This is a genomic window from Kyrpidia tusciae DSM 2912, from assembly GCF_000092905.1.
GTDB classification, from domain to species: Bacteria; Bacillota; Bacilli; order Kyrpidiales; family Kyrpidiaceae; genus Kyrpidia; species Kyrpidia tusciae.
Genome location: NC_014098.1, coordinates 704,627 through 728,975, shown reverse-complemented (window position 1 = coordinate 728,975; position 24,349 = coordinate 704,627). Strand labels below are relative to the sequence as shown.

General features: G+C 61.5%; 31 protein-coding genes. 3 read left to right on the top strand and 28 right to left on the bottom strand.

Translation table 11 applies throughout. The features are described 5' to 3' along the window. Window positions 1-26: 26 nt before the first annotated feature. The 20 genes from BTUS_RS03740 to spoIIIAA all read right to left on the bottom strand — a co-directional run bounded on the left by BTUS_RS03740 (window position 27) and on the right by spoIIIAA (window position 15,104). Window positions 27-929 (bottom strand): polyprenyl synthetase family protein, encoded by a 903-nt coding sequence (locus BTUS_RS03740; protein ID WP_041303682.1) that lies wholly within the window; start codon window positions 927-929, stop codon window positions 27-29. Next, window positions 922-1,224 carry an exodeoxyribonuclease VII small subunit gene (gene xseB, locus BTUS_RS03735; RefSeq protein ID WP_123809220.1) on the bottom strand — a complete coding sequence of 101 codons (303 nt, stop codon included), beginning with the start codon at window positions 1,222-1,224 and terminating at the stop codon, window positions 922-924. Before xseB ends, BTUS_RS03740 begins: the two co-directional genes overlap by 8 nt. After that, complete coding sequence (xseA, locus tag BTUS_RS03730) at window positions 1,142-2,581, bottom strand: exodeoxyribonuclease VII large subunit (RefSeq protein WP_013074791.1); 1,440 nt, start codon at window positions 2,579-2,581, stop codon at window positions 1,142-1,144. The genes xseB and xseA overlap by 83 nt, the downstream gene beginning before the upstream one ends. Further along, window positions 2,578-3,435 (bottom strand): bifunctional methylenetetrahydrofolate dehydrogenase/methenyltetrahydrofolate cyclohydrolase FolD, encoded by an 858-nt coding sequence (folD, locus tag BTUS_RS03725; RefSeq protein WP_013074790.1) that lies wholly within the window; start codon window positions 3,433-3,435, stop codon window positions 2,578-2,580. The genes xseA and folD overlap by 4 nt, the downstream gene beginning before the upstream one ends. Before the next feature lie 94 nt (window positions 3,436-3,529). Continuing rightward, window positions 3,530-4,543, bottom strand: a complete 1,014-nt coding sequence (locus BTUS_RS03720; protein WP_013074789.1) for an NAD(P)/FAD-dependent oxidoreductase — start codon at window positions 4,541-4,543, stop codon at window positions 3,530-3,532. Between the two features lie 39 nt (window positions 4,544-4,582). Further along, on the bottom strand, window positions 4,583-5,569 hold the full coding sequence (locus tag BTUS_RS03715; RefSeq protein ID WP_013074788.1) for a tRNA (adenosine(37)-N6)-threonylcarbamoyltransferase complex transferase subunit TsaD: 987 nt from the start codon (window positions 5,567-5,569) through the stop codon (window positions 4,583-4,585). Window positions 5,570-5,576: 7 nt separating this feature from the next. Next, window positions 5,577-6,023, bottom strand: coding sequence for a transcription antitermination factor NusB (gene nusB / locus BTUS_RS03710; protein ID WP_013074787.1), 447 nt, complete (start codon window positions 6,021-6,023; stop codon window positions 5,577-5,579). Between the two features lie 13 nt (window positions 6,024-6,036). Continuing rightward, window positions 6,037-6,273, bottom strand: a complete 237-nt coding sequence (locus BTUS_RS03705) for a DUF2273 domain-containing protein (RefSeq protein WP_013074786.1) — start codon at window positions 6,271-6,273, stop codon at window positions 6,037-6,039. A gap of 1 nt (window position 6,274) precedes the next feature. Then, window positions 6,275-6,814 carry an alkaline shock response membrane anchor protein AmaP gene (gene amaP / locus BTUS_RS03700; RefSeq protein WP_013074785.1) on the bottom strand — a complete coding sequence of 180 codons (540 nt, stop codon included), beginning with the start codon at window positions 6,812-6,814 and terminating at the stop codon, window positions 6,275-6,277. 37 nt (window positions 6,815-6,851) lie between these two features. Beyond that, window positions 6,852-7,247: an Asp23/Gls24 family envelope stress response protein gene (locus tag BTUS_RS03695; RefSeq protein ID WP_041304880.1), complete on the bottom strand. Its 396-nt coding sequence runs from the start codon at window positions 7,245-7,247 to the stop codon at window positions 6,852-6,854. Between the two features lie 150 nt (window positions 7,248-7,397). Next, window positions 7,398-8,738 carry an acetyl-CoA carboxylase biotin carboxylase subunit gene (gene accC / locus BTUS_RS03690; RefSeq protein WP_013074783.1) on the bottom strand — a complete coding sequence of 447 codons (1,341 nt, stop codon included), beginning with the start codon at window positions 8,736-8,738 and terminating at the stop codon, window positions 7,398-7,400. Between the two features lie 13 nt (window positions 8,739-8,751). Further along, window positions 8,752-9,294, bottom strand: coding sequence for an acetyl-CoA carboxylase biotin carboxyl carrier protein (gene accB / locus BTUS_RS03685; RefSeq protein WP_013074782.1), 543 nt, complete (start codon window positions 9,292-9,294; stop codon window positions 8,752-8,754). Window positions 9,295-9,481: 187 nt separating this feature from the next. Continuing rightward, complete coding sequence (locus BTUS_RS03680) at window positions 9,482-10,180, bottom strand: SpoIIIAH-like family protein (RefSeq protein WP_041303680.1); 699 nt, start codon at window positions 10,178-10,180, stop codon at window positions 9,482-9,484. A 57-nt stretch (window positions 10,181-10,237) separates the two neighbouring features. Further along, window positions 10,238-10,789, bottom strand: a complete 552-nt coding sequence (gene spoIIIAG / locus BTUS_RS03675; RefSeq protein WP_013074780.1) for a stage III sporulation protein AG — start codon at window positions 10,787-10,789, stop codon at window positions 10,238-10,240. Further along, on the bottom strand, window positions 10,786-11,463 hold the full coding sequence (locus tag BTUS_RS03670; protein ID WP_013074779.1) for a stage III sporulation protein AF: 678 nt from the start codon (window positions 11,461-11,463) through the stop codon (window positions 10,786-10,788). Before BTUS_RS03670 ends, spoIIIAG begins: the two co-directional genes overlap by 4 nt. 4 nt (window positions 11,464-11,467) lie before the next feature. Beyond that, window positions 11,468-12,868: a stage III sporulation protein AE gene (gene spoIIIAE, locus BTUS_RS03665; protein ID WP_013074778.1), complete on the bottom strand. Its 1,401-nt coding sequence runs from the start codon at window positions 12,866-12,868 to the stop codon at window positions 11,468-11,470. A 19-nt stretch (window positions 12,869-12,887) separates the two neighbouring features. Next, window positions 12,888-13,274, bottom strand: coding sequence for a stage III sporulation protein AD (spoIIIAD, locus tag BTUS_RS03660; protein WP_013074777.1), 387 nt, complete (start codon window positions 13,272-13,274; stop codon window positions 12,888-12,890). A gap of 13 nt (window positions 13,275-13,287) precedes the next feature. After that, window positions 13,288-13,491: a stage III sporulation protein AC gene (spoIIIAC, locus tag BTUS_RS03655; protein WP_041303678.1), complete on the bottom strand. Its 204-nt coding sequence runs from the start codon at window positions 13,489-13,491 to the stop codon at window positions 13,288-13,290. 16 nt (window positions 13,492-13,507) lie between these two features. Further along, on the bottom strand, window positions 13,508-14,032 hold the full coding sequence (spoIIIAB, locus tag BTUS_RS03650; RefSeq protein ID WP_013074775.1) for a stage III sporulation protein SpoIIIAB: 525 nt from the start codon (window positions 14,030-14,032) through the stop codon (window positions 13,508-13,510). 25 nt (window positions 14,033-14,057) lie between these two features. Continuing rightward, window positions 14,058-15,104, bottom strand: a complete 1,047-nt coding sequence (gene spoIIIAA / locus BTUS_RS03645) for a stage III sporulation protein AA (protein ID WP_013074774.1) — start codon at window positions 15,102-15,104, stop codon at window positions 14,058-14,060. A gap of 158 nt (window positions 15,105-15,262) precedes the next feature. Between spoIIIAA and BTUS_RS19065 the strand changes: the two genes are divergently transcribed. Next, window positions 15,263-15,391: a hypothetical protein gene (locus BTUS_RS19065; RefSeq protein ID WP_013074773.1), complete on the top strand. Its 129-nt coding sequence runs from the start codon at window positions 15,263-15,265 to the stop codon at window positions 15,389-15,391. 41 nt (window positions 15,392-15,432) lie between these two features. Here the strand turns inward: BTUS_RS19065 and BTUS_RS03640 are convergent, their stop codons facing one another. From BTUS_RS03640 to aroQ, 5 genes are all read right to left on the bottom strand, one after another. After that, a complete protein-coding gene (locus BTUS_RS03640) occupies window positions 15,433-15,870 on the bottom strand; it encodes a CD1247 N-terminal domain-containing protein (RefSeq protein ID WP_013074772.1) in 438 nt (145 codons plus the stop codon). Window positions 15,871-15,985: 115 nt separating this feature from the next. Continuing rightward, entirely contained in the window at window positions 15,986-16,264 is a 279-nt protein-coding gene (locus BTUS_RS03635) for a YqhV family protein (RefSeq protein ID WP_013074771.1), read from the bottom strand. A 235-nt stretch (window positions 16,265-16,499) separates the two neighbouring features. Then, entirely contained in the window at window positions 16,500-17,057 is a 558-nt protein-coding gene (gene efp / locus BTUS_RS03630; RefSeq protein WP_013074770.1) for an elongation factor P, read from the bottom strand. 15 nt (window positions 17,058-17,072) lie between these two features. Beyond that, the gene (locus BTUS_RS03625) at window positions 17,073-18,140 is read right to left on the bottom strand and encodes a M24 family metallopeptidase (protein WP_013074769.1); all 1,068 of its coding nucleotides are present in this window, start codon (window positions 18,138-18,140) and stop codon (window positions 17,073-17,075) included. After that, window positions 18,133-18,591: a type II 3-dehydroquinate dehydratase gene (gene aroQ / locus BTUS_RS03620; protein ID WP_041303675.1), complete on the bottom strand. Its 459-nt coding sequence runs from the start codon at window positions 18,589-18,591 to the stop codon at window positions 18,133-18,135. Before aroQ ends, BTUS_RS03625 begins: the two co-directional genes overlap by 8 nt. 226 nt (window positions 18,592-18,817) lie before the next feature. On the opposite strand from aroQ, the gene BTUS_RS03615 reads away from it, so the two are divergent. Continuing rightward, window positions 18,818-19,459, top strand: coding sequence for a histidine phosphatase family protein (locus BTUS_RS03615; RefSeq protein ID WP_013074767.1), 642 nt, complete (start codon window positions 18,818-18,820; stop codon window positions 19,457-19,459). Window positions 19,460-19,514: 55 nt separating this feature from the next. Then, a complete protein-coding gene (locus tag BTUS_RS18610; protein WP_013074766.1) occupies window positions 19,515-20,282 on the top strand; it encodes a hypothetical protein in 768 nt (255 codons plus the stop codon). A 120-nt stretch (window positions 20,283-20,402) separates the two neighbouring features. Here the strand turns inward: BTUS_RS18610 and gcvPB are convergent, their stop codons facing one another. The 3 genes from gcvPB to gcvT are packed head-to-tail and all read right to left on the bottom strand — an operon-like array spanning window position 20,403 to window position 24,342. Next, complete coding sequence (gene gcvPB / locus BTUS_RS03605) at window positions 20,403-21,854, bottom strand: aminomethyl-transferring glycine dehydrogenase subunit GcvPB (RefSeq protein WP_041304870.1); 1,452 nt, start codon at window positions 21,852-21,854, stop codon at window positions 20,403-20,405. Between the two features lie 5 nt (window positions 21,855-21,859). Further along, entirely contained in the window at window positions 21,860-23,215 is a 1,356-nt protein-coding gene (gene gcvPA, locus BTUS_RS03600; protein ID WP_013074764.1) for an aminomethyl-transferring glycine dehydrogenase subunit GcvPA, read from the bottom strand. Continuing rightward, complete coding sequence (gene gcvT / locus BTUS_RS03595; protein ID WP_013074763.1) at window positions 23,212-24,342, bottom strand: glycine cleavage system aminomethyltransferase GcvT; 1,131 nt, start codon at window positions 24,340-24,342, stop codon at window positions 23,212-23,214. Before gcvT ends, gcvPA begins: the two co-directional genes overlap by 4 nt. Window positions 24,343-24,349 lie beyond the last annotated feature (7 nt).

The following is a 24,349-nucleotide window of genomic DNA, read 5'->3' as shown; positions in this document are numbered from 1 at the left end:
GGCCGCGGATCCACTTGGCCCTTCCCTCACCGGTCCCGGTCGGCCAAATACCTTGCCAAATCAGCGAGGTGGCGGGTATCCCCTGGCAACCCATGGAGATGGGCGATGGCTTCCTTGGTCAATCGCCGCACGTCCTCCCGGGACCGATCCACTCCGTACACCCCTGGCCAGGTCAGTTTGTTCAGCGCCGCATCCCGCCCCACGGCCTTGCCGATCCGTCGGGCATCCCCACCCACATCCAGGAGGTCGTCCACGATCTGATACGCGAGCCCCACAGCCTGCCCGTAGGCTGACAAACGATCCAGAAGCGACTCGTCAGCTCCGGCACACAATCCTCCCATGCGGAGAGAGGCGATGATGAGCGCCCCCGTTTTTTTGCGATGCAGGTCTCGCAAAAGTTCGGGGTCCGGCTGGCCGTCGGCGCCCGTGGCTTCGATATCCAGCGCCTGACCCCCGACCATTCCGTCCTTTCCCGAAGCCTCCGCCAACTCATCCACCAGCCGGATCCGGGTTGTCGCGGGCAGCGGAGCTTTGGCGAGAACGCCAAAAGCGAGGGTCAGCAGCGCGTCCCCCGCGAGTACCGCCATAGCTTCGCCAAACACCCGGTGGTTCGTCGGCCTGCCCCGGCGATAATCATCGTCGTCCATGGCCGGAAGGTCATCGTGAATCAATGAATACGTATGCACCAGTTCCAGGGCACAAGCCGCCGGCAGAGCCTCCCGCAGGCTGCCTCCCGCCCCTTCGCAAGCAGCCATGGCGAGCAGAGGCCGAAGCCGCTTCCCGCCGGCAAAAAGACTGTAGCGCATCGCCTCGTGCAGCCGCCCGGCCCCTTTCCCGGGTGGGATCAGGGCATCCAGGGCATCATCTACCGCCCGGGCGCCCGCCTCCCAGAATTCCCGAAGCTCTCGTTCCACTGGGCGATCACTCATCCTCCCCGGGCCGGGGTTCAAAGGGACGGCTTTCCCATCCCCCGCCCTCCTGTTGCAAGACCACTTCGATTCGCTGCTCCGCCTGATCCAGCTGGTCCCGGCACCACTTGGCCAACATCATGCCTTCCTGAAACCGTACGATCGACCGTTCCAAAGACAGTTCTCCGCTCTCCAACTCCCGCACCACCTGTTCCAGCCGCTCCATCGCATCTTCAAAACTGGCCGGTTCCTCGGGTCCCGCCTCGCCCCCGCTTTGGGGCACTTCCTTCTTTAGCGGTTGTCGCTCCTCCGCCATCTTCAGACCCCTCCTCGATACCCCAGACTTGACAGTCCGCCCACCCCCCTGTCAGCCGCACATGGACGTTGTCTCCGGGGGCAAGCTGGGAAATGTTCCGAACCAACTCCCTGCGATCCGGTCGGTATACCAAACTCCATCCCCGGCGCATGACCGCCAAAGGGCTCAAGGCCTCCAGCTTGTCCACCTGCCGCTCGAACCGATGAACCGCCCTCTGCCATCCGGTCCACACGGCAAACTGAAGCTTCTGTTTTTGCGTTTCCAACCGGTTTTGGGACCGCTGAATCTGTTCCTTGGGACTGTGTCGGCCGAGGATATCCGTCAAGCGGATCAAAGCTTCCTTCCTTCGGAAAACCGATTTCCACGCCGCCTGACCGAGTCGGGTGTGTAAACCGTCCACCGTTTGTCGGCGCCATTGAATCCACTGCTCCGGCCGGCGCAGGCCGGGTCGCCCCAACAGGTGTTCCAACCGTTGACGATCGCCCTGCACCCGCCGCACCAGGGCATCCACCAACGCCCTCCGAGCTTCCTCCACCCGCCGGCGCAACTCAAGCACGTGGGGAGCCACGAGTTCTGCCGCCGCCGTGGGGGTCGGCGCCCGGACATCCGCCACGTAATCGGCAATGGTGAAATCGGTCTCATGCCCGACCGCCGACACGACAGGAACGGGGGCTGCGGCGATGGCCCGGGCCAAGGACTCGTCATTAAAGGCCCACAACTCCTCCGGTGAGCCCCCTCCCCGGCCGATGATAATCACGTCCAACTCCCCGTAGGCACAGGCCGTCGCCAGTGCCTCCGCCAAAGAAGCGGGCGCCCCGGGGCCCTGCACCAACGCCGGGAAAATCACCACCCGGGCCAGAGGGTACCGCCTGCGCAACGTTGTCGCGATGTCCCGGATCGCCGCCCCCTCGGTGGAGGTGATCACCCCCACCACCCGGGGGAAGGCCGGCAGGGGCCTTTTTCGCTCTCGATCGAATAACCCTTCCTTTTGCAGTCGATCCCGGGTTTGCAAAAACGCCAGGTACAGAGAGCCGACCCCTTCGGGCTGCATTTCTTCCACATACAATTGGTACGTCCCGTCCCGGTCAAAGACGGCCACCCGCCCCCGGGCCACGACTTTCATGCCCTCCTCGGGCCGAAAAATCAGCTTGCGATTTCGGCTGGCAAACATCACCGCCCGAATCCGGCTTCCCGCGTCCTTGAGAGAAAAATACATATGCCCACTGGAATGGTGGGTGAAATTCGAAATCTCGCCCATCACCCAAACTTCCTGAAGCAGTTCGTCCCGTTCCAGTAACTCGCGGACATAGGCGGTCAATTCCGAAACAGTGAGGGCTTTGGCACCGGTTTCGGTCATTGGACATTCCCCATCCGTTTTGCACTCCAAAGCGTGTTGTAAAGGAGCATCGCAATGGTCATCGGGCCCACGCCCCCGGGCACCGGTGTAATCCATCCCGCCCGCTCCTTAACCGCCTCAAAATCGACATCGCCCACCAAGCGGCCGTCCACTCGGGTGATTCCCACGTCGATCACCGCAGCACCTGGCTTGATCATGTCCGCCGTGATCAACCCCGGCCGGCCGACGGCCGCCACCAGAATGTCCGCCTGCTTCGTGTAAAACTCCAGATTTTTCGTTTTTGAGTGGCAGATCGTGACTGTTGCATTCTCCCGCAGGAGGAGTTGGGCCACGGGTTTCCCGACGATCCCACTGCGCCCCACCACCACCGCGTGGGCACCGGAGATTTCGATTCGGTTTCGGCGGATCATCTCCAGGATCCCCGCCGGAGTGCAGGGAACAAAGCCTTCCCCTCCACTGTACAAGCGCCCGACATTCCACGGGTGAAATCCGTCCACATCTTTAGTGGGCGAAATCCTCGTGATCACGCGATCCTCGGCTATCTGAGGCGGAAGCGGCAGTTGCACGAGAATCCCGTGAATCGACGGATCCTCGTTATAATGATCGATTCTCTCGAGGAGCGTCCGTTCCGATAGATCGGCGGGAAGGCGTTCCACCACCGAGTGGATCCCCACTTCTGTACTCGCCTTTTGTTTTCCCCGCACATAACTCTGGGAAGCCGGATCATCCCCCACGAGGAGGACGGCAAGCCCCGGCACAATCCCCCACCTGGCCCGCAACTCCTCAACATCCCGCCGAATCTCCTGGCGAAGGGCGGCTGCCAATTGTTTCCCGTCAAGAATCTGCGCCGACAAGTCCCACGCCTCCTTCGCCCCGCCGATCTTTTCATCCGTGTCCCGAGTAACAATCCTGCGCCCTTGCTCCGCTTCCCTCTCTCTCGGACGGAGCTTATTCTTTCCGGCTGCTGCTGTGTCCCGGGAACAGTTTTGCCCGGGGATCCAGATAGGTCTTCGCGTTGTTGATTGCCGTAGGCGCCTCCCCGAATCCCGTGGCAATCAGTTTGAGCTTTCCGGGATACGTGACAATATCCCCGGCTGCGTATACGCCGGGAATATTGGTCTCCATCTTGGTGTTCACGACAATGGCGTTGTCTTCCATCTCCAGTCCCCAGTTGAGGATCGGCCCGAGGGAAGCCGAAAAGCCGAGTCCTGAGACGACCGCCTGAACTTCCACATATTCCGTTTCGCCGGTCTTATTGTGAACAATGGTGGCTCCCGTCAACGTTTCATCCCCGTGCAGCTTCTTCAGCTCGTAAAATGTCTTCACTTCTACGCCGGAAGTAAACAGTTTTTTCACACTGTCCTCGTGGGCACGGAACTGGTCCCGGCGATGGATCAAGATCACCCGGGAAGCCACCGGCTGAAGCATCAAAGCAAAATCCACCGCCGAATCCCCGCCGCCGATCACCAACACCGACAGACCGCGAAACCTTTCAAGATTATCAATATAATAGTAGATTCCCCGCCCTTCAAAGGCCGAAGCCCCTTCCGCGGGCAACGGGCGAGGGGTGAAAGAGCCGATCCCGGCGGTGATCACCACGGACCGGCTGAGATGCACCCGCTGCCCCGTGTGCAGCTCGAACACCCCGTCCTCTCGTTTCCGCAAATCCTGAACCTGCTCATTTAAACAGACTTCGGGATGGTATTGAAACGCCTGCTCCACCAGCCGCTCCACCAATTCCTTGGCGCGGACTTTGGGAAATCCTCCAACATCATAAATATATTTTTCCGGATACAACTCCGCGAGCTGACCGCCCAACTGGGGCAAGCTGTCGATAATCTTCACCTTTAAGTCCCTAACGCCCGCATAAAATGCCGCAAACAGTCCGGTGGGCCCTCCCCCGATGATCGTAACGTCAAATAATTCCTGTTGCTCCTGGGTCAGTTCTTCTTTTTCCGTCATTGGCTTTCCTCCTCGCGCAGCCGAAAAATGCCGACCTCATTATACCGAATTCAGCTCTTCCCGAAAAGCGGCCAATCCCAGCCGAGCCACCCCCCGGGCGTTGTCCCGGGAATACTCCGGCCCGGCCCAGTGGAGCACCGCCCCGACGGCGGGGTGAGAGAGCCGATGGGTGAGGCGATGGCGAATCCACGCGTTCGACGCCACTCCGCCCACCATCAGAATATGCCGCTCCTCATGCTCGGCCAGGGCATGAAGGAGCGCCTTTTCCAGCGCCCGGGCCACACACCGCTGCACCGCCATCGCCACTTGGGCCGGAGAGGCCCCATCCGCAATCCACCGCAGCGCCCGGGTCTGGGGCCCGGAGAAACTGATGGAGCATCCCCGAACGAAAACCGGCAGTGCGATCCCGCCGCTATCGCCCCCCGCCAGCGACTGCGCCAATCGCTCCAGAGCAGGTCCGGCGGGAAAGGGCAGGCCCAGGGCCACGCCAACCCGGTCGATCAGTTGTCCAGCGTGAAGATCCATGCTCTGGCCCAGGGTGTCGATGCGGTAACCCCCGGGTTTGCGCTCGACCCTCAGAATATCCGTGGTGCCCCCGGACACATGGGCGGCTAAAAACGACGCTGCGGGCACATCCCCCACATCGGCCTCGGCGGCCGCCAAGTGGCCCTCTTGGTGGCTGACAGCATAAAAGGGGACCTGCAACCCAGCCGCCAAACTCCGGCCGAGTCCCTCCCCGGCCAAAAACACGGGCATATAGGAATCTGGAGCAGGACGAGGCCGGACACTGGCGGCCACGGCCGCCGTTTTCTTGAGATCGACCCCTTTTCTTGCCATCTCCTCCGCGAGTTCAGGAAGGTGACGGACATGTTGAAAAAGGGCTTCCGATTGCCGGAGCCCTCGTTCCCCTCGTTTGACGTCCAACAGAAGGCGGCCGTCGAATCGAACGGCGCCCGACCCGTCTAAGACACAGACGGAAGTGGTGTAATTGCTTGTGTCGATCCCCAGAACATAGCACTCGTCCAAAGGAGGTTCACTCCCCCACCCGAGTCCTGAGTTCCTCAAGATGGGCGACAATCCGGGCCAAAACGCCGTTGACAAACCGGCCGGACTCTTCCGTGCTGTACCGTTTGGCCAGTTCCACCGCTTCATTCATCACTACGCTCACCGGGGTTGCCGGGACATGGAGCAATTCATAAACAGCGAGGCGAAGGACATTCCGATCCACTGAAGCCATGCGATCCAGGTCCCATCCCGTGCTGTACGTCCGAAGAACGCCGTCGACACGGCGTCCTTCCTCAAGGGTGCCGAATAACAGTCCTCGGGCAAAATCCGCGTCTTCCGGGCTCGGATCCCCTTCGGCCTCCTCGTCACCCCGCAGCCGCCACACCTGTTCCAGCGCTTCTTCAGCGTCGGTGCCGCCGAGATCCACGGCGACCAATGCCTGCAACACCTTTTCCCTGGCGGCTCGTCGACTCACCCCGCCTACCCCCTCATGAATCCCGGTATCTCGACGGCAACAACCGTTCGATCACATCTCTCCAGTCTTCCCGGCGCTCCCAGGCCCCTCCCCATACATAGCCTAACCAAACGAAGAAGGCGAAGATCAGTGCCCGCCAGAACCCCACGAACAAAAATACCACCCCGGCCACAAACCCCAGAACAGTACCGAGAAGTCGACCCGGATGGTTTTCCCACAACCACTTCAACAGTTGCGCAATTTGATTCATCTTACAACACCCGCCGCCGGTCCCGGTTGCCCTTCCACAGCACTTCCCCGGCAACCCCGGACACATAGACCCGCACGTCCGAAACGCCCAATCCGGACGTCTGCTCCACATACTCCCGAACCGATACCTGAAGTTGTTCAGTCAAGGGCGGCACCGCCACATCGGGCTTGACCACCACTTTCAGCCGAATGGCCACCCGCTCCCCGCTCGGGCGAACGCTGGCCGTCAGCTCGTCCACTCCGCGAATCTGCCTCGCCACCCGAGTGGCCATCTGTTCCACCGCCTGGAGGGCTATGGACACATCCCCCTCGGTCCGGTGCAGCACCACGGCCGCCGGGTCTGCCGGAGCCCCTCGCAAGAAGAGGAAGCGCAAGCTCACGACCACGAGCAAAATGCACACCGCCAAAACGGCCGCGGGGTCGATCCGAGCCGCCCACCGCGCCACGACGTCCCATCCCGCCGCCCACAGTGCCGCGAAGAGCGCCACAACCCCCACGACCAAAGCGTAGACTCCAAGCAAAATGCGATCGACAATGTGCACGAGCCCACCTCCCGACATCTCCGGCGGCCCACCGTTGTCACATCACTCGAGGAGAAGTCTCTTCTGCCTTCTCTTCCTGGCGAAACGCCACCCCGAGCACATGGACGTTGACTTCCACCACTTCCAACCCCGTCATCGTCTCAATGGCGCGTTTCACATTCTCTTGAATCGCCCCGGCCACATCGGGAATCCGCGCCCCGTATTCCGCCACGATGGACACGTCCACAGCGCACTGTTTCTGGCCGACCTCTACCTTGACGCCCTTGGACAGGTTTTTGCGCCCCAACAGCTCGGCAATACCGCCCACGACACCGCCGCTCATCCCGGCCACCCCGGGCACCTCTACGGCGGCGAGGCCAGCAATCACCTCAATGACCTCATTGGCAATTCGAATACTGCCCAATTCCGTTATGGAGTCATCCGGTTCGACCATCTCCGTCACCCCGTCTCGATCCTGTCATCACTTTCCTGTACTTGCAGTATAACAAAGCACCCCGTCGGGAACAATGAACCCCCTCAAACTTCTTGCACCCCGTCGTACAACCTACAGGGGCGCAGCACCTGCGCCGGCCCAAGTTCTCTTTCACAGTTCATGAGTCTCTAAAAACTGGGTGGTCACATTTCCTTCGATGAAATCGGGATGATCCAATACCTTCAAATGAAACGGAATAGTTGTTTTAATGCCCTCGATGCGAAACTCCGCCAAAGCCCGCTTCATCCGGGCGATGGCCTGCAGGCGGGTCGGTGCCCAGACAATCAACTTCGCAATCATCGAATCGTAAAAGGGCGTCACTCGATAACCGGAATAGACGGCACTGTCGACCCGCACTCCGAGACCCCCCGGGGGGAGGTACTCCTGAATCAGTCCTGGGGATGGCATAAAATTCCTATTGGGATCCTCCGCATTAATCCGGCACTCGATCGCCCATCCGCGGAGCACGACGTCCTGTTGTGCCATGGACAACGGTTCCCCGGCGGCGACGAGAATTTGCTCCCGCACCAGATCGTACCCTGTTACCCACTCCGTTACCGGATGTTCCACCTGAATCCGGGTGTTCATCTCCATAAAATAGAATTTCCCGTCTTTATCGAGCAGGAATTCCACCGTCCCGGCCCCGACGTATCCGACAGCCAGGGCCGCCCGAACCGCCGCCTCCCCCATCTCCCTGCGCAATTCCGGGGTCAACACGGGGCAGGGTGCCTCTTCGATCAGTTTTTGATGACGTCGCTGGATTGAGCAGTCCCGCTCTCCCAGATAAACGGCGTTCCCGTGCCGATCCGCCATGATCTGGATCTCGACGTGGCGCGGTTCCTGAACGAGTTTTTCCAGATACACACCGGGGTTGCCGAAAGCCGTTTCCGCCTCGGTCCGGGCCATCTCAATCCCCTTGGCGAGCTCCTCCGGGGTCCCGGCGGTCCGCATACCCTTTCCACCGCCCCCCGCGGTGGCTTTGATGATCACGGGATAACCGATCTGCTCAGCCACCCGAAGAGCTTCCTCGGTGCTCGCGATCAAACCGTCCGTTCCCGGAACCGTGGGAACCCCCGCCCGCTTCATCGTCTCCTTAGCCACCGATTTATCCCCCATCTGCTCGATGGCCGAAGGAGGAGGACCGATGAAGGTAATGTTGCAGGCGTTACACACTTCGGCAAAATCGCTGTTCTCCGCCAGGAATCCATACCCCGGGTGAATGGCGTCCACGCCGGTTTTGGTCGCCAGGCTCATGATGCTGGCAATATGAAGGTAACTCTGCTTGCTCGGTGTGGGGCCGATGCAATACGCCTCATCGGCCATTTGAACGTGAAGAGCTTCCCGGTCTGCTTCGGAGTAAACGGCCACCGTTTGAATACCCAGTTCCCGGCAGGCGCGAATAATCCGGACCGCGATCTCTCCCCGGTTTGCGATCAAAATCTTCTTAAACACAGCCATCCCCCCGTCAATCCAAGCGAACTCGGAACAGGGGCTGTCCGAACTCGACCAACTGGCCGTTTTCCGCCAGGATTTCTACGATCTCTCCCCGGCAATCCGCCTCGATCTCGTTCATCAGTTTCATGGCCTCAACAATGCACACGATCGTCTTCTCGTCGACCCGACTGCCGACCTGAACATAGGGATCCGCGTCTGGCGCAGGGGCGCGGTAAAAAGTGCCGACCATGGGCGAAGTAATGGTATAAAGCGAGGCATCGACCTCCGATTTCCCCCCGCCGTTACCGGTCCCCTCAGACTTGGACTCCGGGGTTCGGGGTTCCGGGGTTGCCGGAGCGGTCTGCTCTTGGATGGCGGCGGTCTTCTCCACCGGCGCAGCCTGGGGCAAAACTGCTGAGGCAGCGGGGGCGGCCGGCGCTACCGCCGGAAGGGGAGCCGCCGCCTGGGCTTTTCGAATGGACAAGCGGGCCCCCTCCGATTCCACCTCCAATTCCACTACGCTGGTTTCGTCCATCAAGCGAATCAATTCCCGAATCTCTGTTACCCTGAACATGCCGTGGTCACTCCCTGTGTGCATTCGTTCACTTGGACAAGTATACCACAGCGCTATGAAGAGCGGCCACAGACACGCAATTCGATCCTACGGTTCGACCCGTTTTCAAACAAAATGGACTGTTGGTCAATAGCGCCAACAGTCCTTGAAAAGCCCACGGCCCCCAGGGCCCACTGGACGTTTCGCCTCATTCGTGCCAGTATACCGTGATGTTCGACGCCGGGATCCCCATCTGTTGATGGACGATGCCCATCACGTTCACGGCCTGTTGGGGTGACAGCGAGGACGCTTGTACGTAGACGGTGACGTGGTCATAATTCACATCCCCGCTCCCGGAAGGCAGGATCACCGCTTGCGGGAACCCGGCACCTTTGAGCATTTCCACCGTTTGTTCCGCTTTTCCCTGCATGGTGGTAATCTCTTGCAGCTGCTGGTTGGCCTTGGCCACCTCCTCACTGGACGACTTCGGGTTCGCGATGACTTGCTGAAGTTGCTCCATCACCCCGGACTCCCGTTGGGTCTCCTTCAATGCCATTTCCGCAAAATAGTCGCTCCCCGAGCTGTTTTGCGCCCCTGTGCTGCCCCCAGAACCGGCCTGGGATGAGGTGGCCGAATTCTGCCCCGACGTCCCGGTTCCAGAGGTGCCCGCGCCGCCGGCGGTACCCCCGGCTCCTTGACCAGAACCGGTTCCCCCTTGGTCGCCGGTGGCTGAAGGAGGAAGCGGCGGCAACGCGTCCGAATTCGTCGTCCCCGCCCCACTTGTGCCTTGGGTCTGTTCCCCCGTGGTCGGAAGCGGTTTATTCTCGCTGTTCACCGTGTAATAACCGATGACCATCAACGCCAGCACCATCATCGTCGAAAGCCACACCGATTGCCTCTTGACCAATCTGTCTCCCCCCGTCTCCTTCGGTTCGGAAACCGCAGCCGGCCCGCCTGCCTGGATTCATTGGCCGGGCACCACGGCAATGCGATGCGGCGGCACACCGAGGACGGCCGCCACAGCCTGAACGATCTCCGCCTGCACTCGGGCGTCCTGAGCCCCCTTGGCAACCACGAGCACCCCCCGGACTTGGGGCCGGAGCCGTTTGACGATCAGGGGCTGGTTCTGCCCAGCCAACACCACCTGATCGTTCGACGACTGGCTCGCGGTCACCCGGGTCCCGCCCTGTTTGTCCGTTTCATTAATCGTCTGGTTCTGGTTCTGATCGTTGCGTGCGTAGACCACCTCCTCGGTCGAGTCCACATTCACCATCACCCGGACGTCTTGCACCCCGGGGAGTCGGCTCAGAAGGCTGGTCAACTGTTGTTCGTACGCTTGTTCATAGGCTTGCATTTCCGCCGAACCCCCACCGGCCTGGTCGGTCGAGGGGATCGACGGGGGCTTGGCCGGCGCCCCGGACGGGCCGCGGGTAAGCGCCCCAAGGGCGATGAGAACCACCCCGAGAATCCCCAAGATCCACAACCATTTTGATCCATTTGCAAAATTCCAGTTCACCCCGCCCCCCCTCCCATTCCCGAGGTATCGTTCTGTACATCGACCAGGGAAGGATCGATGCCGAGATCTGCGGCAACGGCCTGGGCCACCGAGCGCCGCAGGGCCGCTCCCGCCGAAGGGGCGGGTCTCTGACCAGGCCCGATCTCGACAGGCCGGACGGGGGTAACCAGCGCCTCCGACCCCGCCGCCCCGGAACCGGATCCCGATGGACTGCCGGAGGGAGCCGGCGGCAAAGGCGGCCCAAGAACGACCACGATCCGGCGCAGAACCGGAGGTTTGGGCACCGGGCCGGGAGCCGCCGGCCCCGCCTCCACTTGAACGGAGGCGACCGCATGTCCGGACGCTTGGGCCGCCCGCTCCGCCACCCGGCGACGGATTTCCTCCGTCCAGGCACCTTGGGCTTGTTGCGCTTCCCAGGCCATGACCCGATCCGTCAACCCCGAAGTCGGCGCACCTGCGGCTGCCGGTTCCCCAAGGGAAGCCACCGCCGCCTTCCAGGCTTCGGTCATGTGAAAGACTTGCATCAGCGGGGTCAGCAGCGTACCCACCACCACCAGCCCCATGACCACCTTGACATAGCGCTGCATCGTGTTCGTCGGCAGCATCCAATCCAGGAAGGCGGCGGCCAAGAGCACCAACACCACTTGTCTGAGCCACGCAACCAGCGCGTCCACCCCGTCACCTCGCCATGACCGACAGATTCCCCACGGTGATCACAGCAGTGATAGCCAAGAAAAACATCATTCCCACCGTGGCCACCGCCGCAAAGAGGATCATGAGCGTCTTCCCGATCGCTCCGAGACTCTGGGCCAGCGTCGACGTGCCGAGGGGTTGGACCAAGGCACCGGCGATGTTGTACACCATGGCCACCGTCAGGATTTTCAGAGCCGGAAAGGCGCAAATCATGAGCATCACCACTGCCCCTGCCACGCCGACGACATTTTTGAGGAGAAGGGACGCACCGACCACCGTCTCCGTGGCATCGGAGAACATTTTGCCGACAACCGGGACGAAACTGGCGGTGGCGAATTTCGCCACTCGAATCGCCACGCCGTCCGCCACCGCCCGGGTTCCCCCGGAGATGGCGATCACGCCGAGAAAGACAGTGAGACACAGGCCCAACACCGTGATGGCCGCGGACCTCAGGACCCCCGCCAATTGGGTTGCCCGGTACCGATCGGACAGCAAACTGGTGATGTCCAGCACCGCGCTGAAGAAGATCAGCGGGATGACCACTGTTGTGGTCACATAGCCCACCACGTGGGTGATGCCGATGGTCAACGGGTGAAGCACCGCCGCGGTACTGAAAGCCCCCACCGCGGCCAAAAGGGCCATCAACAAAGGCAACACGGCGAGCATAAAATCAATCATCGTTTGAACGGCTCCCCGGGCGGCCCCCACGGCTCCAAAAAACGATTGCACGGCGAGAACCAGGAGCGCCAGGTACACCCCGGCGAAAGCAATCCGGCTGACCTCGGGATGGGCGAAGGAACCTTGCAAGGTCTCCAGGACCGCGGCGAAAATCGCAAGCAAGATCAACATGCCGAGCAAACCCAAACTCTTTCCCCACTCGTCGAGGACAAACCGGGCCAGCCCTTTCAGCACCCCCCAGGAGCCGGACCCATTCTCCACAAAACCCACCACCGAGGGAATACTGTCCGGAGGGAGATAGCCCCCGTATTTCTCCGCGACGTCCCGCCAGAATTGCTCCACGCTGCGGGTGTCCATACCGGGGACGTCCATCGCATCCTGGGCAGTGCCGGCGGGAGCTGCGGGCGCCGGTATCGAGATCCCGGGAACCTCGGATGGCGGCGCCAATGCGGGCGGTGATCCGGACGGCGGGGATGGAGAGGGCGGTGCCGGCCCTTGAGAAGGGACGGGGTCAAACCCTGAGCCGTGCTCCGAAAGATCACCGGCCTGTGTCCAGACCCGGGCTTCTCCCCATCCGGGATCCGGCAGCGGCCCCGCCGCCCAGGCTCCTGTTCCGAGGAAGGCCCAAAGAATCCACAGCGTCGCCCCCACCAGAGCCCCGGCGGCCACCGCCCGCCGGCGCCTTTGGGCCGGCGATGGAATCTTCACACCTCCACCCCCATCCCTTTCACTGCAAGACCCGCATGACCGTCTCCACAACAGAAGTGAGGATCGGCACGGCGAGCACCATGATCATCACCTTGCCGGCCAGCTCGATTTTCCCCGCCAATGCCGACTCGCCGGCGTCCCGCACGATTTGGGCGCCAAACTCGGCGATGTATGCGATGCCGACGATTTTAAAAATCGTCTGCACGAACACCCAGTCGATGTTCGCTGCACCGGCCAGGTGCTCCATCGCGCCGATCACCGTGCCCACCCTCTGGACGATGAGCATAAACAGCGCGGCTCCGGCGAACAACGACAATAGCAGTGCGATTTGGGGCGCTTGGGACCGGATCAGCGCAATGAGCACCGCCGCCGTCAACCCGAATCCGACGATCTGAAGAATCTCCATACCCGTCCCCCGGTCAATGCAGACGGAACACGTCCATAATCTCGTTGAACAATTGGCCGATGTAGTGGATCACCATGAACAGGATCACCACGAACCCCGTCAACGTGGCCCAGTGGGCAAACTCTTCCTTGCCGGACTGGCGCAGTACCGTATGAATAACCGCCACCAACACCCCGACGCCGGCGATTTGGAAAATGGCGCTCAAATCCAGTCCCACGACCACGGCCCCCTTCTCACATCAGCAAAACCACCACGGCAAGGCCGGCCAGAATTCCCAAAGACCGCCACATCCGAACCCGCTGGGCCGCTTCCCCGGCCGCCTCACGCTCCTGCACCGACAGTCGCTCCAAAGCCATGCGGATGTGTTTACGCTGGTCCTCCCGGTCGGATACACCCAGCGTCCGACCGAACTGCACCAGGATCTCCTCGTCCGCCGGCGCCAGCGCCAGTTCGGCGCACCGTTTTCCCACCGCCGCCTCCCAGTGAACCCCCGCACCAACCTCCGGCCGGCTTGCCAAACCCTCGGCCGCGTCGGCAAAAATCACCGATGCGGGAGGCGCGCAGACCCGGGCGATTCTCACCAGAGCACGGGGCAAGGGCGTGGCGGAGAAAGCGATTTCCGTATCCAGCAATTGAAGTCCCCCTTGAACCGACCGTAGAGCCTCCACCCGCTTCCTGAGCCGCTCGGCCTTGTAAAACCCAAGACCCGCCGACGCGGTGAGCACAAAGGCACTGCCGACCCATTGCAACACGCTCATCTTTCGTCACCCCGATGCTCCCGGTTCACGCCAGCGGCCCCGGCCGGCCAGTTCCGGCTTTCGCCTGGTCCCGTTTCAATCGCCGACCGGCTTCATCAAACACCCCCTCCACCGTCATGGGGCCCTGGCGCCGGCTGAGCACCACGTACCGGCGGAAGAGCCGCCCCTCCAGCAGGGGGCGCAGTGCAGGCCGGGACTCGGCGTCATCCAGGCTGGCGGCGTGGGCAGAAGCCAAAACCACCACTCCGGAACCCACCGCCTCCATCAGTGCGGCAATGTCCGCAGCCCCGCCCACTTCATCGGTGATCAACACCTCGGGGGACATGGAGCGCACCATCATCATCATGCCTTCGGCCTTGGGACACCCATCCAGGACATCCGTGCGGGGACCGAGATCATGGTAATGCCGCCCCTGAAAGGTCCCGGCCAACTCCGATCGTTCGTCCACCACCGCCACCTTGAGGGGCGGAACCCGGGGATGCCAGGCCCCGATGCTCAGATGGTAGGCAAGATCCCGAAGCAAAGTGGTTTTGCCACACTGTGGCGGTGAGAGAATGAGGGTGCTTGCGGGCCTGCACATCCCATCGATCAACCAGGGGGCCAGGACTCGGGAAACACCGACAACCGGCTTGGCAATGCGAAAATTCAAGCCCGTGATATCCACCTGGGTTTGAATCCGCCCTCCCGCCACCACCGCCCGACCGGCGAGCCCCACCCTGTGGCCGCCCGGCAGAGTAACGTACCCCCGGCGGAGTTCTTCCTCCAGCGCGTAAAGGGAGGATTGGGACAACCCGTGAAGGATCTGCATCAGTTCCTCGGCGGAGATGACCATTCCTCGATCCGCCGAACGGGCCAAACGCCCATCTTCGGTCAGAAAACCCTCATGTCCCTGCGTACAGACTTGTACCGGCCGTTCCCGACGGATGCGGATTTCTTCAATTCCACTAAGTCCTCGGGAAAAGCCTTGCCGGAGCGCATCCCGAACCCTCCCGGGCATCAACCGAAGCACCACCCCGGGAACCGCGTTTCCTTCACCCTCCTTCGTCCGCCGCTGATTCTCGAGCTGGGGCACCCTGCATCCACCCTTTCGGGACAGAGGTTAGTACATCATATGGGACAGGGGTTGCACATAGACCAATCCCTGGACAGATTCCGCCGGAATTCGCCCGTACCCCCTCGTCCTCGGAGGCATAGAATACATCGGTACATTCCACGCGGGGAGGAACATCGATGGACTGGTTAGCTGTGTTTATCAAGTGGGTCGTGGTGTTCCTTGTCATTTACCTGTTGTTTATGGTCATGGTGTTGACTTTCGTCCATATGAGGCAAAAAAAATCAAGCCCCAGGTGGGGACCCTAGGGCTTGAAGCACATGTGAAGATGTCGTCACCTCTGGGTCGGTCAGGCCTGGGAAGGCTTGGATGACACCGCCGACCGACCATCCTGCCTGGATCCTGGAGAATCTCCCAGAACCATCGTGTGATGACAATTGGGGCACTCGACCTCCGCCACCCCTTCGTCGTTGACGATCCCTTCATCCAGGTAAAGGGTATCGCCGCATTCCGGGCACTCCAAACGAATATAGGAAGTCTCCTCAATCTCATCATCCGCATCTAGATCGAGGAACTCCTCGACGTCCCCAAGATCGTCGTCGATGAGACTCACATATTCTTCCAATTCCCGCTGACTGTCCGCCCAGTGTTCCACAGAAGCGGACAGGCTGTCCAAAACATCGACCAAACCGTGCAGTAAACGACCTTCCTTCGACTCGGAATCGACCTCGAGGCCTGACGCGAGCCCCTTGAGATAGGCGATCTTTTCCCGCACTTGGCTTTCCATGCGGCATCCCCCCTTCGTCAGCCTGCCGAACCGGCGGGTTGCGGGCTCTCCCCGCCCGGCCGGAGGAACCGCCCCTAGTATGTACCCGGCGGGCCGACGGCATGCCGCACCTCCCTCAATCGGAAAAAATCCCCCACAGAATCAGGACCACGCCGGCGAAGATGAGGACCATCCGCCCCCAGGACAGCTCCTCCGTCATGGCGGCGAGGCCTGTGGCCGTGACGAGAATCAACACGGTGGGACCGACGAGGGCAAGGGTGGCGTTGATCGCCATCGCTTTCTCCAAGGATTGAAAATATAAGATCAAGAGGCCGGCACACACCTCGATGCTGCCCGAGATCAGCCGAAGGGTTCCCATAGCGGTCACGGCGTGCTCCCTCAGTTCGTGCCACATCAGTTTGGCCCTCCTGTCCGCATGCCCTCACCGGGAATATATGCAGACAAGACCCCGGGGAGAACAAACCCCGGACTGGATCACATCGAGCGACGCCGCCGCGGATCACCCGTGCTCCAGGATTGCCCATGCCTCGTCAGGCCCGGCCGGCACCGAGCCGGGCGCACGGTGAGAAAACCTCCCCTCCCCGGGAACATCCTCGCAAATCCAGCCCAGCGAGCCGCCTCGGGACTCTTCAGGCCCGGGACACGTACTCTCCCCGCCGGGTATCGATCACCAGCTTATCCCCCACGTTGATGAAAAAGGGCACCTGGACCACCAAACCAGTCTCCAGGGTGGCGGGTTTGCTCCCCCCGGACGCCGTATCCCCCTTAATCCCCGGGTCTGTCGCCACCACTTCCAAAACCACGGTGTTGGGCAACTCCACCCCGATGGGCGTCCCTTCGTGCAGCATCACGTAACAATTCATGTTTTCCTTCAGAAATTTGGTTTCCCGCTCGAGTTGAGCCGCCGGAATGGAAAGCTGTTCATAGGTCTCGGTGTCCATGAAAGTGTACGAATCGCCATCATTGTATAAATACTGCATCTCCCGGGTCTCCACCCGGGCTTCCTGCACTTTTTCCCCCGCCCGGAATGTGGTCTCTTTCACCGCGCCGGTTTTTACGTTTTTCAATTTCGTGCGCACAAAGGCGGAGCCTTTCCCCGGTTTCACATGCATAAATTCGATCACTTGCCAAATCTCACCGTCCACCTCGATGGTCACCCCGGGACGGAAGTCGTTGCTGGAAATCATTCGCCAATCCCCTTTCTACAAAATCAAAAGTTCTTTTGGGGAGAAGGTGAGCCGCGTACATCCTTCTGCGGTTATCACCACATCGTCCTCAATCCGAACGCCCCCCACCCCGGGCAAATATATCCCGGGTTCAACCGTCACCACCATCCCCGGCCGGAGCACCTCTTCACTCTGTGCCGCCAAACGGGGGTTCTCATGGATGGCCAAGCCCACGCCGTGTCCGAGGGAATGCCCAAAGGACTCACCATACCCTGCATCTTCGATCACCCTTCGGGCCAGTGCGTCCGCCTCCCGGCCCGTCATACCCGGGCGAAGATCCTGCAAGGCCTTCTGCTGAGCCTCCAGAACCACCTCATAGATCCGGCGCCGCCGGTCGTCCACCCGACCCACCGCCACCGTCCGGGTCAGGTCGGAACAATATCCCTCGTAAACACAACCAAAATCAAAGGTGACGAGGTCGCCGATCTCTACGGTTTTTTGGCTTGCCACCCCGTGAGGAAGGGCCGATCGATGTCCCGATGCGACAATGGTCTCAAAGGAAGGCCCTTCAGCTCCGAGGTCTTCCATCGTCCGTTCCAAAACCCGGGCCAGATCCAACTCCCGAACCCCGGGCCGGACGTGATCCAACACCGTTCGAAACGCCTGGTCCGCAATGGCGGCCGCCTTTCGGATTTTGGCCAGTTCACGGTCGTCCTTGACCATCCGAAGCTCTTCCACCAGCCCCGACGTTCCCTCTAAACGGATCGGATCCAAAGCGGTTTTCAGCCGCTCCCACGTGCCTACCGTCAAATGCTCCTGTTCAAATCCCAGGACTTGAACGCCCCATTCCTTCAAGACCTCGCTTAGGGTTTCCACCATCTGCGCGCCGTGCCGCACCACCCGGAGTCCCTGGACCTGGATTTGCGCCTGTTCCACATAACGAAAATCCGTCAGGAACACGCCCTCTTGCCGGCCGACCACGACGTACCCCGAAGTTCCCGTAAACCCGCTCAGATACCGGCGATTATCGGGGTCGGCCACAAACAGCGCGTCCAGCTGACGAGCTTCCAACTCCTTCCGGACCCGTTCAATGCGTTCACGCACCTTCTCGTCCCCCTCCTCCTTTACACGCCTCAAGTAAGGCCTCCAGGGCCAGACGATAACCCAAGTCCCCCAGCCCCGCGATCACCCCTTTAACCACTGGCGATATCACCGAATGGTGCCGAAAGGACTCCCTGGCATGAACATTGCTCAAATGTACCTCCACCGCCGGCAGGGGCACCGCCGCCAATGCGTCCCGGAGTGCAATGCTGTAATGGGTCAGCGCGCCGGGATTGATGACAATGCCGTCAAACTGTCCCCGGGCTTGATGAACCCGATCGATCAGCGCACCCTCCCAATTCGACTGAAAGGACTCGATCTCGCAGCCCCGCCCCCGGGCCCAGGCCTGTAAATCCTCATCAATCTCCTGCAAGGTTTTCCGCCCATAGATCTCCGGCTCCCGCAGCCCCAACGCCCCGAGATTCGGTCCGTGCAACACCAAGAACCTGTACACCCTCCGCCTTCACCCCATCTCCGACGATCCCAAGTCTTTCGTCATTTTATCATTGTCGGCCCGGCGGGCACAACGACGCCACCCGAAGGGTGACGGTATCCCCTGTTGACCGGGCACCAACCCGGAACGGGGGAATCGTGCACCGATGGCCCCCTTTCGTTGTATACTCGAAACGGATCGGTGCCAAAAACCATGGCAACCCCCGCGAACGAAAGGATGGAGACTTATGCCTGAAACTGAAGGCCCGGTGGCATTCACCCAGATTTGCCTGGTGCGCCATGGAGAAACGACATGGAATCGAGAACAGCGCCTGCAGGGCCACCGGGACGTCCCCTTGACCGACGTCGGGCGGAGGCAGGCGGAGGCTGTGGCCCGGCGTCTTGCCGAAGGGCACTGGGATGCCGTGTACAGCAGCGATCTCATGCGGGCCAGATACACCGCCGAGGTGATTGCCAAGGCATGCGGGATCCATTTTGTAACGGATCCGCGCCTGCGAGAACGCAGTTATGGGCAGTTGGAAGGGTTGACTCGGACGGAAATCGCCCAGCGTTACCCGCATTTGGCGGGGCACAGTTGGGAACACGAGGACTCCGGAGTAGAACCCTGGGAGAGGATGGCCGACCGCGCCCAGGCCGCCCTGGCTGACATGACGGCTCGACACAAGGGGTCCCGCCTTATCGTCGTCAGCCACGGCGGCTGGATTCGCGCCCTGCTCGGCCGCCTGTTCCCCAATTGGGATCTAAAATCTCCCATCGACAACACGAGCATCACCGTGCTGCGCCAGGAGAGGGACACATGGCGACTTGTCGTCGCAAACGACACTTCTCACCTCGTGGAACCGCGAATAAGCCAAGGGGATGTCGTTTAACCTAATCACGGCGACACGGCCAAATTTTAGCCCAAGCCTTGGAGGTGAACGACCAATGATGAACGTTCAGCAACTCCAGCAGGCCGCCCGACAAGCCCAGGACCTGTGCAACCGGCTCATTGCCCAGGAACAGCAGAATGCCGCACAATTGAATCAGTTCGGCCAGGGCACCTTTCAGAACATGTCCCAGCTCGAATCGAACGCCGCGAGGGAACTTCGCCAGATCCAGCAATTGTGTGCCCAGATCGAACAAGGACTGGCGACCGCGGCCCAAGCCGGGACGTTCTCGGCGGCTGGCATCGCCCCCTTGCAGCCGGTGTCATACACCGCCCCCTATGGTCCGGTTCAGGGGTTAAACCGTCCGGAGATCAGCGGCGGAACCTTACAGCAAGTCATGCAGGCAGACCGCAACCCCTTTACGGGTCCTTGGTACCGCCCGACACCGGTATCCGGCGCCCAGTCCGCCGGCATACAGGGGGGAGGCGTCAACACCGCCGCCATCTCCCAAGTCCTTCAGGCGGACCGACAGGCGGGGGCCAATCAGAACCAACCCGCCGGCTGGTACGGTTCGGCAGCCGGGCAAGCTGGCGGCCAAACCTGGCAAGCCGGGAGCCAGGGCGCTCAAGCGACCGGGTACTCCCAGGCTGCCCCAGGTGTCAATCAGACCGCCGTGCAACAAGTTCTTCAAGCCGACCGAGGCCAGGGGGAAGCTGGGAATTGGCAACGCCAAGGCCAGGCGAGTCAGGCGGGTTATACCCCAGGATACTACGGTCAAGGAACTGGCGTGAATCAAGTGATGCAGGCCGCCCAGCGGGCCAACTGAAATTCAGCGGCGCACCCGGACTGACGGATCGAGGTGCCCCGGGGCACCTAGACCGCGTCGACACCACTCAAGAGGGGCCTTTTTTCGAGGCCCCTCGTGGTATTTTACAAAGCCCGCGGTCTAGGAGGATGGCTCGTCCGTCCAACGCAGCACCGGCGCACGGGCCGCCAGGGTTTCGTCCAAACGGGATACCACCGTCGTATGCGGGGCTGAACGCACCTTATCAGGATCGGATTTCACCTCTTCGGCGATTTGAGCCCACGCGTCGACAAAAGCGTCCAACGTCTCTAGACTTTCGGTTTCCGTCGGCTCGATCATCAAGGCTTCGTCTACGATTAACGGAAAATACACCGTGGGCGGGTGAAACCCGAAGTCGATCAGCCGCTTGGCCATATCCAACGTTCGCACGCCTTGGCGTTTTTGCCGGGCTCCGGAAAGGACGAATTCGTGTTTGCAGGTCCGATCGTAAGGCAACTCAAAGTACGGCGCCAATCGTCTCATCAAATAGTTCGCACTGAGCACCGCGTCTTCGGACACCCGCCGCAGACCCTCGGGCCCCATCGCCCTGAGATAGGCGTAAGCCCGAACCAACACCCCGAAGTTCCCGTAAAACGAGTGCACCCTCCCGATGCTCTGGGGGCGATCGTCGTCCAGCACCACCCGGTCCCCTTCCCGCCGGATCACCGGAGATGGTAAAAAGGGGGCCAAGAATGCCTTCACGCCCACGGGACCCGCCCCGGGGCCGCCGCCGCCGTGGGGCGTGGAAAAGGTTTTGTGCAGGTTCATGTGAACCACATCGAAGCCCATATCCCCGGGCCTCGCTTTCCCGAGGATGGCGTTGGCATTGGCCCCGTCATAGTAGAGGAGTCCCCCGGCCGCGTGTACCCGCTGGGCAATCTCGACAATCTGTTCCTCAAAAAGGCCCAAGGTATTCGGATTGGTCAACATGAGAGCCGCGGTGTCCCCGCCGAGCACGCGCTCCAGGGCCCGGAGATCAACCCCGCCCCGGTCATTCGACGGCACCGTCACCACCCGCAAACCGGCCATCGCCGCGCTGGCAGGATTGGTTCCATGGGCGGAATCGGGGATGATCACCGTCGTCCGCTCTTCTCCCCGGGACCGATGATAGGCCCGGATCATCATCAACCCCGTCCATTCACCCTGGGCTCCGGCCGCGGGCTGGATACTCACCGCGTCCATGCCCGTTACCGCCGCCAGGGCTTCTTGCAGCGCAGCCATGAGTTTTAGGGCTCCTTGAACCGTTTCAACCGGCTGGAGTGGGTGAAGGCCGGCAAAACCGGACATGCGGGCAAACTGTTCATTTCGTTTTGGATTGTATTTCATCGTACAAGAACCCAAAGGATAAAAACCGAGATCCACCCCGTGATTGCGCCGGGAAAGCGCCGTGTAATGGCGAATCACATCGGGTTCGCTCACTTCTGGGAGCCCGGGCGGAACCTGCCGCAGATAGTCCCTGGGCAGCGCGTCGGCCAGATCCACCTCGGGCACGTCGCAGGCCGGGAGGTCCACCCCACGCCGTCCGGGCCGGGATTTTTCAAAAATCAACTGCATGTCGGTCACGATCGCACCCCCTCTTTCAGCACATCCACCAAACGGTCCATTTCCGCCCGGGTCCGCTTTTCTGTCACTGCCAAAAGCCAGCCTCCCCGCCAATCTGTTCGGTACTCGCCAAGATCCAGGCCGCCCAAGATCCCTTGTTGCAGCAACACCCGGTTCACCCTCGCCGGATCCACAGGCAGGCGCAGGGCAAACTCGTTGAAAAACGGCGCCCCGGGGATGAGGGGCTCGACGCCGGGGATCCCCGTCAGGCGGTTGAACAGATAGTGGGCTTTTTGCAGATTTAACCCGGCGAGATCGGCCAAGCCACCGGGGCCCAAGGCCGCCAGGTAAACGGTTGCCGCCAAGGCGTTCAAGGCTTGGTTGGAGCAAATATTCGATGTCGCTTTTTCCCGGCGAATGTGCTGCTCCCGGGCCTGGAGGGTCAGGACGAAACCCCGGCGTCCACGGGTATCCACCGTTTGTCCCACGATCCGGCCGGGTAGGCGGCGCATCAGGGCTCGGGAGGAGGCCATGAGACCGAGATACGGCCCTCCGAAGGAAAGGGGGTTCCCCAGGGGCTGCCCCTCGGCCACGGCGATGTCCGCTCCGCACGCGCCCGGCGACTCCAAAACGCCGAGGGCGACGGGATAGGCGGCGACGATGAGCAACGCCCCGACCTCGTGGGCCCGCCGGGCAAAGTCGCGAAGGGGCTCCACAATCCCGAGAAAATTGGGATACTGGACCACCAGTGCCGCCACCGATTCATCGAGCTCGTTTAAGGCTTCCGCCGATGAACGGCCATCCGTATCCCGCCACGCCACCACTTCTACATCCTGCGCCTCACAATAGGTGCGGATCACCCGGCGATACGCGGGGTTGAGGAGGTCGGACACCCACACCCGGCTCCGGTGGGTTGCCGCGCAGGCGGCCAGCGCCGCCTCGGCGGTGGCCGAGGCGCCGTCGTACATCGAAGCATTCGAAACCTCCATGCCCAGCAACTCGCAGACCATAGTTTGATACTCAAAAATCGCCTGGAGGATCCCTTGGCTGATCTCGGGTTGATAGGGGGTATAGGAGGTGTAAAATTCGCCGCGGCCGATCATTGCATCCACCACCGCGGGAACGTGGTGGTCGTAGGCACCGGCTCCGAGAAAACAGGCCATCTCGGCAGCCGGTTGATTCTCCCCGGCCAACTCGGCCATATGCCGATTCAGCTCCACTTCCGACAGGCGCTCCGGAACCTGCAAAGCCCCGCGAAATCGCACTTCTTCCGGAATGTCGTCAAAAAGTTCCTCAATGTCGGAGATCCCGAGCACCGCCATCATGCGCCGCCGGTCTTCTTCCGTGTGCGGCAAGTAACTCCACCCATTCACTGCACTCCCCCCAATCCCGGTGCGCCGGCTCCCTTCGCCGGCGACCGCGCTCTTTTATAAAAGGGCTTTTCCACCACCGTGGCGGCCAGGGATCTCCCCCGCACCACCACTTCCAGGGCCTGACCGGGCCGGGCGAATTCCTCCTCCACCATGGCCAGTCCGATGTTGCGCTGTACAGTGGGCCCAAAAGACCCGCTGGTCACCCAGCCGATTTCCCGTCCCCGAGACTTCACGGCATAACCCGACCGGGGAATGCCCCGGTCCACCATAACAAGACCTGCGAGCCGCCGGGTCACCCCCCTCTCCCGTTGGGAAAGCAGGGCGTCTCGGCCGATAAAATCCCCGGCGTCCCATTTGACAAACGCCTCGAGCCCGGCTTCCAAGGGCGTGATCTCTTCGGTGAGTTCGTGGCCATAAAGCGGCAGCGCCGCCTCCAGGCGAAGAGTATCCCGGGCGCCCAGCCCTGCGGGGATGAGGCCCATGGGCCCTCCGATCTCCAGCAGTCGGTCCCATAGTTCCAGTCCTCGGTCAGCGGGGACATACAGCTCAAAACCATCTTCCCCCGTATACCCCGTGCGGGAAATCAGGCCCTGTACCCCGGCCACCGATCCCACCTCCACCCGAAAGGGTTTCAGATTCTCGCCATCCCCTTTCGCCGCCCGCAAAATCTCCACAGCCGCAGGGCCCTGCAGGGCGAGAAGAGCGGTCTCCTCGGTACGATCCGCGATTTCGACGCCCGGAAGGCGATGCTCCTGCAGCCAGGTCAAATCTTTGGCCGTGTTGGCCGCATTGACCACCAGCATGTAGCGATCTGCGTCCAGTCGGTAGACCAACAGATCGTCCACCGTTCCGCCGCTGGGAAGGCACATCATCGTGTACATGGCCCGGCCTGGCGAAAGGGCGGCGACATTTCCGGTGACCATCCGCTGAAGAAAAGGCGTACTTTCCGACCCAGAGATTTCGAATTCCCCCATGTGGGAAACATCGAAAAGTCCGGCCCGGGTGCGCACACCCCGGTGTTCTTCCAGGATCCCCGCGTACTGGACCGGCATATCCCAGCCGCCGAACTCGATGATTTTTGCCCCCATCGCCTCGTGGGCCGGGTAGATCGGTGTCCGCTTACCCATCGTGCTC

Bases quoted from the DNA above. Each gene is read 5' to 3' on its own strand.
- BTUS_RS03740 (WP_041303682.1), bottom strand. From the start codon at position 929: ATGAGTGATCGCCCAGTGGAACGAGAGCTTCGGGAATTCTGGGAGGCG.
- xseB (WP_123809220.1), bottom strand. From the start codon at position 1,224: ATGGCGGAGGAGCGACAACCGCTAAAGAAGGAAGTGCCCCAAAGCGGG.
- xseA (WP_013074791.1), bottom strand. From the start codon at position 2,581: ATGACCGAAACCGGTGCCAAAGCCCTCACTGTTTCGGAATTGACCGCC.
- BTUS_RS03720 (WP_013074789.1), bottom strand. From the start codon at position 4,543: ATGACGGAAAAAGAAGAACTGACCCAGGAGCAACAGGAATTATTTGAC.
- BTUS_RS03705 (WP_013074786.1), bottom strand. From the start codon at position 6,273: ATGAATCAAATTGCGCAACTGTTGAAGTGGTTGTGGGAAAACCATCCG.
- BTUS_RS03695 (WP_041304880.1), bottom strand. From the start codon at position 7,247: ATGGTCGAACCGGATGACTCCATAACGGAATTGGGCAGTATTCGAATT.
- accB (WP_013074782.1), bottom strand. From the start codon at position 9,294: ATGTTCAGGGTAACAGAGATTCGGGAATTGATTCGCTTGATGGACGAA.
- spoIIIAD (WP_013074777.1), bottom strand. From the start codon at position 13,274: ATGGAGATTCTTCAGATCGTCGGATTCGGGTTGACGGCGGCGGTGCTC.
- spoIIIAB (WP_013074775.1), bottom strand. From the start codon at position 14,032: ATGAGCGTGTTGCAATGGGTCGGCAGTGCCTTTGTGCTCACCGCGTCG.
- BTUS_RS19065 (WP_013074773.1), top strand. From the start codon at position 15,263: ATGGACTGGTTAGCTGTGTTTATCAAGTGGGTCGTGGTGTTCCTTGTC.
- BTUS_RS03640 (WP_013074772.1), bottom strand. From the start codon at position 15,870: ATGGAAAGCCAAGTGCGGGAAAAGATCGCCTATCTCAAGGGGCTCGCG.
- BTUS_RS03635 (WP_013074771.1), bottom strand. From the start codon at position 16,264: ATGTGGCACGAACTGAGGGAGCACGCCGTGACCGCTATGGGAACCCTT.
- efp (WP_013074770.1), bottom strand. From the start codon at position 17,057: ATGATTTCCAGCAACGACTTCCGTCCCGGGGTGACCATCGAGGTGGAC.
- BTUS_RS03615 (WP_013074767.1), top strand. From the start codon at position 18,818: ATGCCTGAAACTGAAGGCCCGGTGGCATTCACCCAGATTTGCCTGGTG.
- BTUS_RS18610 (WP_013074766.1), top strand. From the start codon at position 19,515: ATGATGAACGTTCAGCAACTCCAGCAGGCCGCCCGACAAGCCCAGGAC.
- gcvPB (WP_041304870.1), bottom strand. From the start codon at position 21,854: ATGCAGTTGATTTTTGAAAAATCCCGGCCCGGACGGCGTGGGGTGGAC.
- gcvT (WP_013074763.1), bottom strand. From the start codon at position 24,342: ATGGGTAAGCGGACACCGATCTACCCGGCCCACGAGGCGATGGGGGCA.